Origin of the sequence: Xanthomonas arboricola pv. juglandis, assembly GCF_001013475.1 — a bacterium.
Lineage (GTDB): Bacteria > Pseudomonadota > Gammaproteobacteria > Xanthomonadales > Xanthomonadaceae > Xanthomonas > Xanthomonas arboricola.
Window position 1 is genome coordinate 190,844 of sequence record NZ_JZEF01000001.1, and the last position, 14,408, is coordinate 205,251.

At 66.4% G+C, this 14,408-nt stretch carries 13 protein-coding genes; 9 read left to right on the forward strand and 4 right to left on the reverse strand.

Annotation, left to right across the window (positions count from 1 at the left end; translation table 11 throughout):
* Positions 1-83 precede the first annotated feature (83 nt).
* Entirely contained in the window at positions 84-1,133 is a 1,050-nt protein-coding gene (locus tag XARJCFBP2528_RS00750) for an aldose epimerase family protein (RefSeq protein ID WP_047124190.1), read from the forward strand.
* A gap of 52 nt (positions 1,134-1,185) precedes the next feature.
* On the opposite strand, the gene XARJCFBP2528_RS00755 is transcribed toward XARJCFBP2528_RS00750, so the two are convergent.
* A complete protein-coding gene (locus tag XARJCFBP2528_RS00755) occupies positions 1,186-1,977 on the reverse strand; it encodes a cytochrome C assembly family protein (protein WP_016901491.1) in 792 nt (263 codons plus the stop codon).
* Positions 1,978-2,314: 337 nt separating this feature from the next.
* On the opposite strand from XARJCFBP2528_RS00755, the gene ffh reads away from it, so the two are divergent.
* The 7 genes from ffh (at position 2,315) to rplS (ending at position 7,937) form a co-directional block, all read left to right on the forward strand.
* Entirely contained in the window at positions 2,315-3,691 is a 1,377-nt protein-coding gene (ffh, locus tag XARJCFBP2528_RS00760) for a signal recognition particle protein (RefSeq protein ID WP_016901489.1), read from the forward strand.
* Positions 3,692-3,783: 92 nt separating this feature from the next.
* Entirely contained in the window at positions 3,784-4,854 is a 1,071-nt protein-coding gene (locus tag XARJCFBP2528_RS00765; protein WP_047124191.1) for an NAD(P)H-dependent flavin oxidoreductase, read from the forward strand.
* Positions 4,845-5,642, forward strand: coding sequence for an aminotransferase class IV family protein (locus XARJCFBP2528_RS00770; protein WP_047124192.1), 798 nt, complete (start codon positions 4,845-4,847; stop codon positions 5,640-5,642). The genes XARJCFBP2528_RS00765 and XARJCFBP2528_RS00770 overlap by 10 nt, the downstream gene beginning before the upstream one ends.
* A gap of 97 nt (positions 5,643-5,739) precedes the next feature.
* A complete protein-coding gene (gene rpsP / locus XARJCFBP2528_RS00775; RefSeq protein WP_011036396.1) occupies positions 5,740-6,000 on the forward strand; it encodes a 30S ribosomal protein S16 in 261 nt (86 codons plus the stop codon).
* A gap of 44 nt (positions 6,001-6,044) precedes the next feature.
* On the forward strand, positions 6,045-6,557 hold the full coding sequence (gene rimM, locus XARJCFBP2528_RS00780; RefSeq protein ID WP_016901486.1) for a ribosome maturation factor RimM: 513 nt from the start codon (positions 6,045-6,047) through the stop codon (positions 6,555-6,557).
* A gap of 69 nt (positions 6,558-6,626) precedes the next feature.
* Positions 6,627-7,385 (forward strand): tRNA (guanosine(37)-N1)-methyltransferase TrmD, encoded by a 759-nt coding sequence (trmD, locus tag XARJCFBP2528_RS00785; RefSeq protein WP_039520068.1) that lies wholly within the window; start codon positions 6,627-6,629, stop codon positions 7,383-7,385.
* Positions 7,386-7,529: 144 nt separating this feature from the next.
* Entirely contained in the window at positions 7,530-7,937 is a 408-nt protein-coding gene (gene rplS / locus XARJCFBP2528_RS00790) for a 50S ribosomal protein L19 (RefSeq protein WP_005989873.1), read from the forward strand.
* Between the two features lie 327 nt (positions 7,938-8,264).
* Here the strand turns inward: rplS and XARJCFBP2528_RS00795 are convergent, their stop codons facing one another.
* Positions 8,265-9,740: an MATE family efflux transporter gene (locus tag XARJCFBP2528_RS00795; protein ID WP_047124193.1), complete on the reverse strand. Its 1,476-nt coding sequence runs from the start codon at positions 9,738-9,740 to the stop codon at positions 8,265-8,267.
* Positions 9,741-10,055: 315 nt separating this feature from the next.
* Between XARJCFBP2528_RS00795 and XARJCFBP2528_RS00800 the strand changes: the two genes are divergently transcribed.
* Positions 10,056-10,463, forward strand: a complete 408-nt coding sequence (locus tag XARJCFBP2528_RS00800) for an RNA-binding S4 domain-containing protein (protein ID WP_039528472.1) — start codon at positions 10,056-10,058, stop codon at positions 10,461-10,463.
* A gap of 522 nt (positions 10,464-10,985) precedes the next feature.
* On the opposite strand, the gene katG is transcribed toward XARJCFBP2528_RS00800, so the two are convergent.
* Both katG and XARJCFBP2528_RS00810 read right to left on the reverse strand, forming a co-directional pair.
* A complete protein-coding gene (katG, locus tag XARJCFBP2528_RS00805) occupies positions 10,986-13,232 on the reverse strand; it encodes a catalase/peroxidase HPI (protein ID WP_047124194.1) in 2,247 nt (748 codons plus the stop codon).
* Positions 13,233-13,594: 362 nt separating this feature from the next.
* Positions 13,595-14,209, reverse strand: a complete 615-nt coding sequence (locus XARJCFBP2528_RS00810; protein WP_047124195.1) for a DUF937 domain-containing protein — start codon at positions 14,207-14,209, stop codon at positions 13,595-13,597.
* Positions 14,210-14,408 lie beyond the last annotated feature (199 nt).

A 14,408-nucleotide genomic window follows, 5' to 3' on the forward strand; every position in this document is an offset into this window, starting at 1 on the left:
ACGCCAGGATGTGCGCCGGGGCATGGTCGGCGACCGCGCTCCCCCGCTATGCTCGCCAGCTTCCAGTATCGGCAGGACGATCCATGCAGCGAGTGTTCGGGCAGTTGCCAGACGGTGTCGAAGTCCACGCGCTCACGCTGCGCAGCACTGCCGGGCTGGAGGCGGAGGTGCTCACCTACGGCGGCATCCTGCATGCGCTGCGGCTGACCACCGAGCACGCGGTGGTGCCGCTGCTGCTGGCATTGCCGGATCTGCCGGCCTACGCCGCCGATGGCGACAGCCTCAATATCCTGGTCGGCCGCTACGGCAACCGCATCGCCGGCGCTCGCTACACGCTGGATGGGGTCACCCACACGCTGGCGGCCAACGAAGGGCGCAACCAGTTGCACGGCGGCCTGCGCGGCTTCGGTCGGCGCGTGTGGAGCGTGCTGGAGCAGGCGCCGGACCAGGTGCTGCTCGGTTACGACTCGCCCGATGGCGAAGAAGGCTATCCCGGCAATCTGCAGGTGCGTGCGCGGCTGCACCTGCAAGGACGCAGCCTGCAGCTGGACTTCGAGGCGCACTGCGATGCCGCCACCGCGTTGAACCTCACGCATCACCCGTACTTCAATTTATCCGGTGACCCGCATCGGCGCGCCGCGCTGCAGGTGCTGCGGGTGCCGGCAGATCGCTATCTGCCGGTGGATGCCGAATCGATCCCGACCGGCGAAATCGCCTCCGTCGCCTGCACGCCGTTCGATTTCCGCCATGCTGCGGCGTTGGCCGACACGATCGATCCGTCGCACCCGCAGGTGGTACTCGGCAAGGGCTACGACCAATGCCTGGTGCTGGCCGCCGGAGCCGATTGCGTTGCCGAGTTGTACTCGCCGCACAGTGGCGTGGCGCTGCGCATCAGCAGCGACGCACCGGCGGTGCAACTCTACGAAGGCCAGCATCTGGACGACCACCATCCCGGACTCGGCCGTGGCGTCTGCCTGGAGCCGCAGGACTACCCGGACGCGCCCAACCACCCCAATTTCCCGTCGACGATCCTGCGGCCCGGGCAGGTCTACCGCCGCCGCATCGCCTATCACTTCGCCAGCCCGGGGCCGGATCAGCCGTGGGCGGCGGTGAGCGCTGCGCTGGACGCCTGAGCGCGGGCGGTGTGGCGACGGCGGGGCCTGGACGGGCCTGGAGCCAACGCGATCAGCGCGGCCCCAGCACCAGTTCGATCACGAACTTGCTGCCGAAGAACGACAACACCAGCAGCGCCATCGCGGTCAGCGTCCAGTGCACCGCCTTGGTGCCGCGCCAGCCATTGCGCCAGCGCCCGATCAGCAGCGCACCGAACACGATCCACGACAGGATGCTGAGTACGGTCTTGTGCAGCAGCCGCTGCGCCAGGAAGTCCTGCACGAACAGCAGGCCGGTCAGCAGGGTCAGGCTCAACAGCACGAAGCCGACGGTGATCGTGCGGAACAGCAGCGTCTCCAGCTCGGTCAACGGCGGCAGCGCGCGCAGCCAGGTATGGAAATCGCGCCGGCGCAGGGCGCGCTCCTGCAGCCACAGCATGATCGCCAGCAACGCGGCGATGCCCAACGTGGCATAGGCCAGCAGTGCCATCCACGCGTGCAGTTCCAGCCGCCAGCCAAGGTCCGAGCTCGGTTCGTGGCCGTAAGCGTGATAGCAGGCCAGCAAGATCGCCGACAGCGGGAACACCACCACGCCCACCGCCGCCATGCGCCCGCGCGCGCCGAACACCGCCGTCAGCGCGGCCATGCCCAGGCCGCACAGCGATAGCGCCGCGAAGAAATGCATGTCCGGCCCGCCGGCGGTGCGCAGCGCCACCAGCACGTGGTACCCGGCGTGCAGCGCCACGGCCGCCAGTGCCGGGATCAGCCAGCGGGCAGGCGCCTGGTTGCCATCGCGCAGCACCGAGCGGGTGAGCAGCGCCGTGGCCAGCAGATACAAGGCGAACGCGATGAGAACGATTGTCATCGTGGAAGTTTCGCATATTGGGGGCTGGGATTCGGGATTCGGGAATCGGGAATCGGGAATCGGGAATCGGGAATCGGGAATCGGGAAAAGCAGTTGCGAGCTGCGGGGCTGGAGGTGGGCTGGCGTGCTGGGGGCGGAGCGCGAGCGGGCAGGGGCTACCTGCTGGCACCGCAGTTGCCGTTCCTGTCCTGGCGCTGCTGCGCTGGTTGGCCGTGCGCGTTGGTGAGGCTGCTCGCTGATCTGGCTTTGCCGGTCGGGCGCTGGCGGCCGCTGGGGCGGCCGGCTGGCCGGTGCCGCTATAATCGACGCCCGTTTCCCCTCACGCGGTCCCTTGCGCATGTTCGAGTCCCTTACCCAACGTCTCTCCGGCACCATGGAGCGCCTGCGCGGCCGCGGCCGCCTGACCGAGGAGAACATCCGCGAAGCCACCCGTGAAGTGCGCATCGCGTTGCTCGAAGCCGACGTGGCGCTGCCGGTGGTACAGGCGCTGATCGAGCGCATCAAGGTGCGCGCGGTCGGTCAGGAAGTGCTCAAGTCGCTGACCCCGGGCCAGGCGCTGATCAAGATCGTTCGCGACGAGCTGACCGCCGTGATGGGCGCGGCCGCCACCGACCTCAACCTCAACGTGCCGGCGCCGGCGATCATCCTGATGGCCGGCCTGCAGGGCGCGGGCAAGACCACCACGGTCGGCAAGCTCGCCAAGCACCTGAAGGAAAAGCGCAAGAAGAAGGTCATGGTGGTCTCGGCCGACGTCTACCGTCCGGCCGCGATCGAGCAGCTCAAGACCCTGGCCGAGCAGGTCGGCGTGCTGTTCTTCCCGTCCGACGCCTCGCAGAAGCCGGTCGACATCGTGCGCGCCGCCATCAGCGATGCGCGCAAGTCGTTCGCCGACGTGCTGCTGGTCGATACCGCCGGCCGCCTGGCGATCGATGCGGCGATGATGGAGGAGATCAAGGCGCTGCACGCCGCGGTCAACCCGACCGAAACCCTGTTCGTGGTCGATGCGATGACCGGCCAGGACGCGGCCAACACCGCCAAGGCCTTCGGTGAGGCGCTGCCGCTGACCGGCGTGGTGCTGACCAAGACCGACGGCGACGCCCGTGGCGGCGCCGCGTTGAGCGTGCGCTACATCACCGGCAAGCCGATCAAGTTCGTCGGTACCGGCGAAAAGACCGACGGCCTGGACGTGTTCCATCCCGACCGCGTCGCCAGCCGCATCCTGGACATGGGCGACGTGCTGTCGCTGGTGGAGCAGGTCGAGCACAGCGTCGACCAGGAAAAGGCCGCCAAGCTCGCCGCCAAGGTCGCCAAAGGCAAGAAGTTCGACCTCAACGACATGAAGGAACAACTCGAGCAGATGCAGAACATGGGCGGCATCCATGGGCTGATGGACAAGCTGCCGGGCATGGGCCAGATCCCGGACAACGTCAAGCAGCAGGTCACCGGCAAGGAAGTGCCGCGCATGATCGCGATCATCAATTCGATGACCAAGAAGGAGCGCCGCAACCCGGCCCTGCTCAACGGCTCGCGCCGCGCCCGCATCGCCCGCGGCTCCGGCATGCAGCCGGCCGACGTCAACAAGCTGATGAAGCAGTACCAGCAGATGGAAAAGATGATGGGCAAGCTGGCCGGCGGCGGCATGAAGGGCCTGATGCGCAATATGAAGGGCATGATGGGCGCCATGGGCGGCCGCGGCGGCATGCCGTTCCGTTGAGTTTCAATCGGCGACGCGCGCGGTAAGTCCTTCGACAGGCACGCGTGGCGTTGAACTCGCGCATGACGCGTCATCACTTCAGGCCGCGCACGATGGGTTCGTTTTCGCAGATCGACGCCTTCCAGCGGCGTTTTGGTTTAGGCCTTCCCATCCTGCTCAGCCCCATGGCCGGTGCCTGCCCGGTGCCGTTGTCGGCGGCCGTTGCCGATGCCGGCGGCATGGGCGCGATGGGCGCCGTGCTGTCGCAGCCGCAGGACATCGTGGCGTGGATGACGGCGTTTCGTGAAGCGAGTGCCGGGCCTGCCCAGGTCAATTTGTGGATTCCCGATCCGGCACCGGTGCGCGACGCCGCTGCGGAGGCGCGCATGCGCGCGTTTCTGTCGCAGTGGGGGCCGCCGGTGCCCGAGGCGGCGGGCGATGCAACGCCGGCCGACTTCGATGCCCAGTTCGAGGCCTTGCTCGCTACGCGGCCTGCCGTGGCCTCATCGATCATGGGCGTGTTTCGGCCCGATCAGGTTGCGCGGCTGAAAAGTGCCGGCATTGCCTGGTTCGCCTGCGCCACCACGCTGGACGAAGCGCGTGCGGCCCAGGCGGCCGGTGCCGATGCGGTGGTTGCGCAGGGTGCCGAGGCCGGTGGGCATCGCGGTGCGTTCGACGCCGGTCGGGCGGAGCGGCAGATGACCGGGTTGTTCGCCTTGTTGCCGCGTTTGGTCGATCACCTAGATCTTCCGGTGATCGCCGCAGGCGGCATCGCCGATGCGCGCGGCATTGCCGCGGCGCTGACGCTGGGCGCGAGCGCCGTGCAGATCGGTACCGGCCTGCTGCGCACGCCCGAGGCGGCGCTGCCCAGTGCCTGGGCCGACGCCCTGGCCCAGGCCGAGCCGGAACAGACCCAACCGACCCGTGCATTTTCCGGTCGGCTAGGGCGTGCACTCGCGACGCCCTATGTGCGTGCTGCCATTGCCGCAGAGGCGCCGGTGCCGGCGCCGTATCCGGTGCAGCGCGCGCTGACCGCACCGATGCGTCAGGCCGCCGCGCGCGACAACCGCCTGGATGCCATGCAGGCCTGGGCCGGCCAATCGGCCTGGATGGCACCTGCCCAGCCTGCCGCGCAATTGCTAACCCAGTGGTGGGCTGAAACACAGGCGTTGTTGTGCCGCTGATCTTCTGCAACGGCGCAGTGGCGACAGCGCAGCAGTTGGGCGCGGCCGCATTGATCAATTACGGCCACTTCACCACGCTGCAGGTGCGCGCCGGTGCGGTACGCGGGCTGGACCTGCATCTGCAGCGGCTGCAACACGACGGCGCTGCCTTGTTCGGTGCATCGATCGACGAGGCATGCCTGCGCGCCCAGTTGCGCGCTGCGTTGTCGTCTGCGAACCGCGAAGACGCCAGCGTGCGCATCACCGTGTTTGCGCAGGATTTCGACCTGCGCGATCCGTCGCGCCAGCTTGCACTCGATGTGCTGATCTCCATCGCGCCTGCAGCCCGAACGCCGGCCACTGCGCTGCGCGTGCAGCCGGTCCATCATGTGCGCGAGCAACCCCGCCACAAGCATGTCGGCACCTTCGCGCTGCTGCATCTGCGTCGCCAGGCCATGGCGGCCGGCTACGACGATGCATTGCTGATCGACGCGCACGAGCATCTGTTGGAAGGCACTTTCTGGAATCTGGGCGTGTGGCAGCAGGGCAGGGTGGTGTGGCCGCAAGGGCCGGCGCTGCCCGGCACCCAGCAGCGTCTGCTGCAGGCAGGCCTGCAAACGCTCGGTATCCAGCAGGAGTTTCGCCCGGTCATGCTGAGCGAACTGGGCAGCTTCGATGGCGCGTTCAGCTGCAACGCGCGCGGTCAGCAGGCGATCGTGCAAGCCGGATCGGCGTCATGGCCGGCGCGGGGCGCGCAGCTGCCATTGCTGGAGCAGGCCCTGCAGTCCCAGGCCTGGCAAGCGATCTGAGCGATTCCGGGGTGACTTGGCTTCGCCGCCGGAGCCCGCTATAATCGCCGGCTTACCGCGCCACTCTGGCGACTGGGCAACTCAGGAAAACGACACCATGGTCAAGATTCGACTGACCCGCGGCGGCGCCAAGAAGCGTCCGTTCTACCACATCATCGTGACCGACGTGCGCAGCGCGCGCGACGGCCGCAACATCGAGCGTCTGGGTTACTACAACCCGGTTGCGCAGGGCGCAGAACCGCGCGTCGTGCTGGACGTTGCACGCGTCGACCATTGGGTCGGCCAGGGCGCACAGCTGACCGACAAGGTGCGTAACCTGTATCGCGAAGCATCCAAGTCCCAGGCCGCTGCGGCCTGATCCTGGAGCGCCGGGCGTCACCGCCTGGCCCAGAGTCGACACAGATGAAGCCGACCGAGCGCCGCATCCTGTTAGGCAGGATTGTCGGCGCTTTTGGTGTCAAGGGCGAGCTCAAGCTCGAATCCTGGACCGAGCCGCGCAGTGCGATCTTCCGGTACCAGCCGTGGATCGTGCGGACGCCCTCGGGGCAGGAATCGGTCGTGAGCGGCGTACGTGGGCGCGATCAGGGCAAGAATCTGATTGCGGTGTTCCCCGACGTCACCGACCGCGACACCGTCGAAGCCATGCACGGAACCGAGATTTACGTCGCGCGCAGCGTGCTGCCGCCACCCAAGCCCGATGAATATTACTGGGTGGATCTGGAAGAGCTGCAGGTGGAAACCGTCGAAGGCGTCAAGCTCGGCACGGTGTCGCACCTGTTCTCCACCGGCTCCAACGACGTGATGGTGGTGCGCGGCGATCGCGAGCGGCTGGTGCCGTTCGTGCTGCCGGATTTCGTCAAGTCGGTCGACTTTGAAGCCAACCTGATCGTGGTGGACTGGGATCCGGATTTCTGACCGGAATGGCGCATCGCGCAGCTCCGCTCTTGCTTTACCCATTCCCCACTTCCGATTCCCGATTCCCCAGTGCGCATCGACGTCATCAGCCTGTTCCCCGAGTTCATCGCGCAATGCGCGGCGTTCGGCGTGGTCGGGCGGGCGCAGGAGCGTGGCTTGCTGGAATTGCAGGGCTGGAATCCACGCGAGCATGCGCAGGGCAATTACCGCCGGGTGGACGATCGTCCGTTCGGTGGCGGACCCGGCATGGTGATGTTGATCGAGCCGTTGCGGGCCTGCCTGGACGCGGTGCAAGCGGCAGACGCGCGTCCAGCGCCGGTGATCTATCTCAGCCCGCAGGGGCGCCCGCTCACCCAGCCGCTCGCTCGCGAGCTGGCGCAGTTGCCACGCATGGTGTTGCTGTGCGGGCGCTACGAAGGCGTGGACGAGCGCTTTCTGGCGCAGGCGGTGGATATGGAAATCTCCATCGGCGACTACGTGTTGTCCGGTGGCGAGCTTGGCGCGGCGGTGCTGGTGGATGTGGTGACGCGGTTGCAGGAGGGTGTGTTGAACGACGCCGAATCCGCAGCCCAGGACAGTTTCGAAGGCCCGCAAGGCCTGCTCGACTGCCCGCACTACAGCCATCCATCGACCCATGACTGGGGCGATGTGCCGGAGGTATTGCGCTCGGGCAATCACGCTGCAATTGCGCGCTGGCGTCGGCAGCAGTCGCTGGGCCGGACCTGGTTGCGTCGCCCGGACCTGCTCGATGAGGCCGGGTTGGACAAGAACGATCGCCGTCTGCTGGACGAGTTTCGCCGCGAACTCGCTCCGGGCGACGAGAAATAAGGGCTCACCCCTAGCCCTTGCCACTTTGGTTGGGGTATAATGTGCGGCTTGCTGGCCAGCCTTGCGTCTGGCCCTCCTACGAACCTCGAGCAATCGCCGTGCGGCGACTGCCGGTCCAATATCACCAGACACGCGGTGCCCATTATGAGCAAACTCAACAAGACCATCCTGGCTGACTTCGAAGCCGCCCAGATTCAGCGCAAGCTTCCCGAGTTCAACCAGGGCGACACCGTCGTGGTGAACGTCAAGGTGAAGGAAGGCAACCGCGAGCGCGTGCAGGCCTATGAGGGCGTCGTGATCGGTACCAAGAACGCCGGCCTGAACTCCGCGTTCACCGTGCGCAAGATCTCGCACGGCTTCGGCGTCGAGCGCGTGTTCCAGACCCACAGCGCCATCATCGACTCGGTCGAAGTGAAGCGTCGCGGTAAGGTGCGCGCCGGCAAGCTGTACTACCTGCGTGGTCTGGAAGGCAAGGCTGCCCGCATCAAGGAAGATCTGGCCGCCGCTGCGCAGGCCAAGGCCGCTCGCCAGGCTGCTGCCAAGGCTGAGTAAGTCACTGGCAGGCTTGCCCTGCTGTTGCCAAACGGCCGCCTTCGGGCGGCCGTTTGCGTTGTGGAAATCGGGATTGGGGAATCGAGATTAGCGATTCGCCGGTTGTGCGTACGCGATGCTCATGGGTTTGCACGTGAGCGCGCGGTTGCTGCGCAGTGGGCGGGACCTCCCTGTAGCGCGCCGGTAAGCGGTTGCGCCAGTGGGGCCCGGCCGATTACGCACGAGCGTCCGCGCGGCATGGATCATCCCAACACGGCGTCCGGCTCCTGCTTTCGCGCGTGATGTCGGCCGGTGTGACAGCGCGCTACCCGGCTGGGCCAGCGGACGTCAGTACCGGCGGGGCTGCGGCGCGCCTGCGATGGGCGCGGTATCGGCGACCGGCGAGGCCGGATGCGCCTGCACTTCGGCGGCGGCGGCCAGTTCCGCAGGATCTGCCGGCGTGGTCAGCATGCGTGCCTTGCGCCAGCCGCCCCAGCGGTAATACGCCAGCGACAGCAGCATCGAACACAGCGAGCTGATCGGAAGGCTCCACCAGATGCCGTCGGCTCCCAGGTACGGAATCAAGGCATTCGCCAGCGGCACGCGCACGCCCCACAGACCGAACGCCAGGATCAGCAGCGGCGGGATCACCGCACCGGTGGCCCGCACCACGCCGGAAACCACAAAGCTCACGCCGAACAGCAGGAACGACCAGATACCGATGTGATTGAGATGCCGCGCCACCTCCAGCGTCGGGCTGTCGCTGGGCAGGAACAGCGCCAGCGTCCAGCGATCGAACACGATCAGCAGCCCGATCAGCACGCCGGTCATCAGGAAGTTGGCCACGATGCCGGTGCGTGCGGTCGCATCCACGCGCGTCCACAAGCCGGCGCCCACGTTCTGCGCGGCCATCGTCGAACACGCCGCGCCCAGCGCCATCGCCGGCATCTGCACATACGTCCATAGCTGCAGCGCCGCGCCGTAGGCGGCTGCGGTGTCGGTACCGAAGCCGTTGACCAGCGTCATCATCGCGATCATGGCCAGCGAAATCAGCACCATTTGCAGGCCCATCGGCACGCCTTTGACGATGAGCGCGCGCAGGATCGCCGGCGCGATGCGGAATAGGTGCAGATCGGCGCGCCCCAGCCACAGCACATGGCGTTTGCTGCGCAGATACAGCAGCAAACCGCCCAGTGCCACCGCCTGCGCCAGCAACGTGGCCCAGGCCGCACCGGCGATGCCCAGCGCCGGGAAAGGACCCAGACCGAAGATCAGCAGTGGGTTGAACACAATGTCCAGCACCACCGACACCAGCAAGAAGCGGAACGGCGTGCGGGCATCGCCGGTACCGCGCAGTGCCGCCGACAGGAACGCAAACACATAGATCAGCGGCATCGCCAGGAAGATGACCCGCAGGTACTCCTCGGCCAGCGTCTGCGATGCCGGCGGTGTGCCCATCGCGGTCAACAGATGCGGCGCCAGAAACCAGCCGAGCACCGCGATCAGCGCCGACAGCCCGCCGAAGAAACTGGCGCTGGTGCCCATGACCTTGCGCGCCTGTGCGATGTCGCGCGCGCCCATCGCCTGGCCGATCAGGATGGCCGAGGCCATGCCGATGCCGAACACCGAGCCGATCAGGAAGAACATGATGCTGTTGGCATTGGCCGCCGCAGTCAGTGCCGCCTCGCCGAGGTAGCGGCCCACCCAGATCGCATTGATCGAGCCATTGAGCGATTGCGCGATGTTCCCGGCAAGGATCGGCATCGCAAACAGCAGCAGATTCTTGCCGATCGGGCCTTCGGTCAGGACAGCGGATTTGGGCATCGCAGGCGCGCCGTGGTGCGGAAGCTGCGAACACTAGCATTGGCAGGTGTGAGGCGTGCTGTCGCCAGGCAAGTACTAACCGCCGCAGGAGCGTGAAGCCGCCAGGCCGATGACACGGAGCACGCTGTGCGGACCAGTCTGTATGAGTCAGCCAGAGCGTGAAAGGAAGGCTGTATTTGGACGGCAGCGACGCTTGAGTTACAGCGGGCTTGCCCAGATATTTCCCGCTCAACGCAGCCCGTTGCGACGCGCCGATACATTGGCGCTCACGGCAGCGGCCAGCAGCCCATTGGACCCGACGGCAAGCACAACGCGATGACTCAACTGGTGGAACAAGCGACGACGGTCAGGCTGGATGTCTGGCTGTGGGCGGCGCGCTTCTTCAAGACGCGCAGCCTGGCCAAGACGGCGGTGGACAACGGCAAGGTGGACGTCGCCGGCCAGCGGCCCAAGCCCTCGCGCACGCTGCGCAGCGGCGAGCAGTTGCGCATCGACCGTGGCGGCGAAATCTTCGAAGTCACCGTTGCCGCGCTGAGCGATGTGCGCGGCCCGGCTCCGGTCGCACAGACGCTGTACGTGGAAAGCGATGCCTCACGCGAGGCGCGGGCGCAATGGCGGCTGCAGCGCGCCGCCGAACGTACCGGCTATCGCGCACCCGAGGGCAAGCCGGACAAGCGCGCACGCCGGCTGATCAACGCGCTGGGCGATATCGACGCGTTGTAGCACTGCGCGGGCTATTCGCTGCGAATCGACTGACGGAAACAAGAAACGCCTTGGCATCCGTCATGTTGTTCAATTAATAAAAACGGCGCTTCTCCATCGCGGGGGAAGCGCTGTTTTCTGTTGTGGTGCGCGATGTAGCCGGTGCAGAACCATCGATCAGAAGCTTGAGAACCGCTCATAAGACCTTGCCGGCTGGCTAGCGGTCGAGTGGTGGAGGTGTTGGTGCAAGCCGCACAGTATCCAACCAGCGCACGTCATGCTCTGCTCTTAACCAGGCACACCGACCATCTCGACGGGTCCTTGCCCGCTCACCGTCGCGGGACCTTACGCGGCATGGATGCCGCGTAAGAGCCTACAGGGACGTACTTGCGGCGTGTCCCGCGACGGTGGGCGGGCAAGGGCCTTGCAGCAAAACCGCAGACCAGCCGCTCCATGGACGTCTTCAGTGCGCCGAGTCGATCTCTTGCGTGTAGTTTCAACAGAGAGTTGGAGGCGCACGCACGAGGGCGTGCGCCTTGCCACTTACGCCAGATCGAAACGATCCAGCTGCATCACCTTGGTCCAGGCAGCGACGAAGTCCTGGACGAACTTCTCCTGTGCATCGGCACTGGCATAGACCTCGGCCACCGCACGCAGGATCGAGTTGGAGCCGAACACCAGGTCCACGCGCGTGCCGGTCCACTTGGCTTCACCGGTGCTGCGGTCGCGGCCTTCGTAGATCTCCTTCGATTCGGAGGTGGCCTTCCACTCGGTGCGCATGTCGAGCAGGTTGGCGAAGAAGTCGTTACTCAGCACGCCGGGGCGGGTGGTGAACACGCCATGGCTGGAGTCGCCAACGTTGGCGCCGAGCACGCGCAGGCCGCCGACCAGCACGGTCAACTCGGGCGCGGTCAGCGTCAGCAGCTGTGCCTTGTCGATCAACAGCGCCTCCGCGGGCACCGCATAGCGCTGCTTGGCGTAGTTGCGGAAGCCATCGGCCACCGGTTCCAGCACCGCGAGCGATTCGACATCGGTCTGCTCCTGCGAGGCATCGGTGCGGCCGGGTGCGAACGGCACGGTGACGCTGTGACCAGCGGCCTGTGCGGCATGTTCGACCGCGGCATTACCGGCCAGCACGATCAGGTCGGCAAGCGAGATCTGCTTGCCGCCCGACTGCGCGCCGTTGAAGTCGGCCCGGATGCGCTCCAGCGTGCCCAGTACCTGTGCAAGCTGTTCGGGCTGGTTGGCCTGCCAATCCTTCTGCGGTGCCAGACGGATGCGTGCGCCGTTGGCGCCGCCACGCTTGTCCGAACCGCGGAAGGTCGATGCCGATGCCCACGCGGTGGACACCAGCTGCGCCACGCTCAGGCCGGAGTCGAGGATGGTCTGCTTGAGGGCGGCAGCGTCCTGCGCATCGACCAGCGGGTGGTCGACGGCCGGCACCGGGTCCTGCCACAGCAGTTCTTCGCTCGGCACTTCGGTTCCCAGGTAACGCGAGCGCGGGCCCATGTCGCGGTGGGTGAGCTTGAACCAGGCGCGGGCGAACGCGTCGGCGAACTGGTCGGGGTGTTCGTGGAAGCGACGCGAGATGGCCTCATAGGCCGGGTCGAAACGCAGCGCCAGATCCGTGGTCAGCATGGTCGGAAGATGCTTCTTCGCTGCATCGTGGGCGTCGGGAATGATGGCGTCGGCATTCTTGGCCACCCACTGGTGCGCGCCGGCCGGGCTCTTGCTCAGTTCCCACTCGAACTTGAACAGATGGTCGAAGAAGTCGTTGCTCCACTGCGCCGGGGTGGTGGTCCAGGTGACTTCCAGGCCGCTGGTGATGGTGTCGGCACCCTTGCCGCTGCCGTAGCGGTTGTGCCAACCCAGGCCCTGGCTCTCCAACTCGCCGGCTTCCGGCTCGGCACCGACGTTGTCGGCCGGGCCGGCGCCGTGAGTCTTGCCGAAGGTGTGGCCGCCGGCGATCAGTGCCACGGTCTCTTCGTCGTTCATTGCCATGCGTGCGAAGGTGTCGCGGATGTCGCGCGCGGCGGCGACCGGGTCGGGCTTGCCGTCCGGGCCTTCCGGATTGACGTAGATCAGGCCCATCTGCACGGCGGCCAGCGGATTTTCCAGATCGCGGGTGTGCGGCACTTCGCTGTCGTCGTCCTTCACCAGCACGCCGTGCGCTTCGTCCACGCCGGGCGAACCACGCGAATAGCGTTCGTCGCCACCCAGCCACTTGGTTTCGCGGCCCCAGTACAGGTCCTGATCCGGTTCCCAGGTGTCTTCGCGGCCACCGGCAAAGCCGAAGGTCTTGAAGCCCATGCTTTCCAGCGCGACGTTGCCGGTGAGGATCATCAGATCGGCCCAGGAGATCGCCTGGCCGTACTTCTGCTTGATCGGCCACAGCAGGCGGCGCGCCTTGTCCAGGCTGACATTGTCCGGCCAGCTATTGAGCGGTGCGAAGCGCTGCTGGCCGCGACCGCCGCCGCCACGCCCGTCGCCGATGCGGTAGGTGCCGGCGCTATGCCAGGCCATGCGCACGAACAGCGGGCCGTAATGGCCGAAGTCGGCCGGCCACCAGTCCTGCGAATCGGTCATCAGCGCACGCAGTTCCTGCTTGAGCGCGGCCAGATCGATGCGCTTGAACGCCTCGGCATAATTGAAGGTCTGGCCCAGCGGGTTGGACTTGCTCGAATGCTGGCTGAGCAGGTCCACGCGCAACTGCTTGGGCCACCAATCGCGGTTGGTGGTTCCGGTACCGACGACGGCGTGATTGAAAGGGCACTTTGCTTCGGTTGTCATGGCAATACCTGTGTGCGTGAGCACTTGGGGAGCTGTGTGCCGAAACTGCGGACACGTGCTGGTGGAATCGAAAAGGTGGGCAATGCGTCAGCGGTGGTCATCGATCGAAGGCGCAGATGCGGCCGTGGGGTTATCGACAATGGTCGCCGGGTGTGCCGATGCTAGCGCCTGCCTGCAGGCGCCGGTATAGGTCGATATGCAGACTGTGACTGGCAGACAGACGCATCAGGCGGGCTCATCGTGGTGGCGTGCGCACACGATAAGCAGCATCGATCGGTTGGGGAATTCGAATTATTCAACCATATCGATAGCGAGACGCTATGGATGGCACGCCGGTGCCGAACCGACCTGTGCCTGCGATCTCAGCGCTTGCCGAACAGGCTGCCGCCGAGCTTCATGACATCGCCCAGTCCAAGCTTTCCGTCGCCGTCCTGATCCAGCACGCTGCCCAGCAAGCCGTTGATCCCGGTGTTGCTGCTGGCGCGCTGCTGCTCTTGCGCCAGGGCCGGGCCGAGCTGGCTGCTGGCAGCGGCATTGCCGCCGAGGAAGCGCTTGGCCAGATAGGCCATCACGATGGGCGCCAGCAACTGCAGCAGTTGATTGGCCTTGCCGGTTTCCAGTCCGGTGGCCTGGCCCAGACCGGCGGCAGCCTGCGGCGCCCTGTCGCCGAACAGATGCCCCACGATACCGGCGCCATTGCCTTGCGCGCCGGTGGCCGAGCCGCCCAGCAGCGCACCGAACAGGCTGCCGATGTCCGGGCTGCCGGCATGATCGCGCTGCAAGGCACCCAGCAACGCATCGGTACCGCCGGCCTGCTGGCTGTTACGGCCCAGGGCGCCCATCAACAGCGGCAGCGCGGTCTGCACCGCCGATTGCGCCTGCTCGGGCGCAATGCCGAGCCGGCTGGCGAGCTGCTGTAACTGCGGGCCTTGCAACTGCGCGGCGAGTTGATCGGTCAACGAGGCGGACGTGGTCATGGGTGTCTCCAATTGGACAAAACGTTGCCGCAGCGTGCGCCCGTCGCGGCAGCAGAGCAATCCGCGCGCTGCACGTCACCGCGCGATGCAGCGTTATCGCAGCGCAGCACTCAGGCAACCACGCAAACCTGCAACAGCCAATGGATTATCAGGCCCGCAAGCATCAGTCATGCAGCTACACCGTGACGAACCTAAAAAC

Excerpts from the sequence above, each read along its gene's own strand:
- katG (WP_047124194.1), bottom strand. The coding sequence starts at position 13,232 with ATGACAACCGAAGCAAAGTGCCCTTTCAATCACGCCGTCGTCGGTACC.
- XARJCFBP2528_RS00810 (WP_047124195.1), bottom strand. The coding sequence starts at position 14,209 with ATGACCACGTCCGCCTCGTTGACCGATCAACTCGCCGCGCAGTTGCAA.
- XARJCFBP2528_RS00795 (WP_047124193.1), bottom strand. The coding sequence starts at position 9,740 with ATGCCCAAATCCGCTGTCCTGACCGAAGGCCCGATCGGCAAGAATCTG.
- XARJCFBP2528_RS00765 (WP_047124191.1), top strand. The coding sequence starts at position 3,784 with ATGGGTTCGTTTTCGCAGATCGACGCCTTCCAGCGGCGTTTTGGTTTA.
- XARJCFBP2528_RS00800 (WP_039528472.1), top strand. The coding sequence starts at position 10,056 with ATGACTCAACTGGTGGAACAAGCGACGACGGTCAGGCTGGATGTCTGG.
- rimM (WP_016901486.1), top strand. The coding sequence starts at position 6,045 with ATGAAGCCGACCGAGCGCCGCATCCTGTTAGGCAGGATTGTCGGCGCT.
- XARJCFBP2528_RS00755 (WP_016901491.1), bottom strand. The coding sequence starts at position 1,977 with ATGACAATCGTTCTCATCGCGTTCGCCTTGTATCTGCTGGCCACGGCG.
- rplS (WP_005989873.1), top strand. The coding sequence starts at position 7,530 with ATGAGCAAACTCAACAAGACCATCCTGGCTGACTTCGAAGCCGCCCAG.
- rpsP (WP_011036396.1), top strand. The coding sequence starts at position 5,740 with ATGGTCAAGATTCGACTGACCCGCGGCGGCGCCAAGAAGCGTCCGTTC.
- XARJCFBP2528_RS00750 (WP_047124190.1), top strand. The coding sequence starts at position 84 with ATGCAGCGAGTGTTCGGGCAGTTGCCAGACGGTGTCGAAGTCCACGCG.
- ffh (WP_016901489.1), top strand. The coding sequence starts at position 2,315 with ATGTTCGAGTCCCTTACCCAACGTCTCTCCGGCACCATGGAGCGCCTG.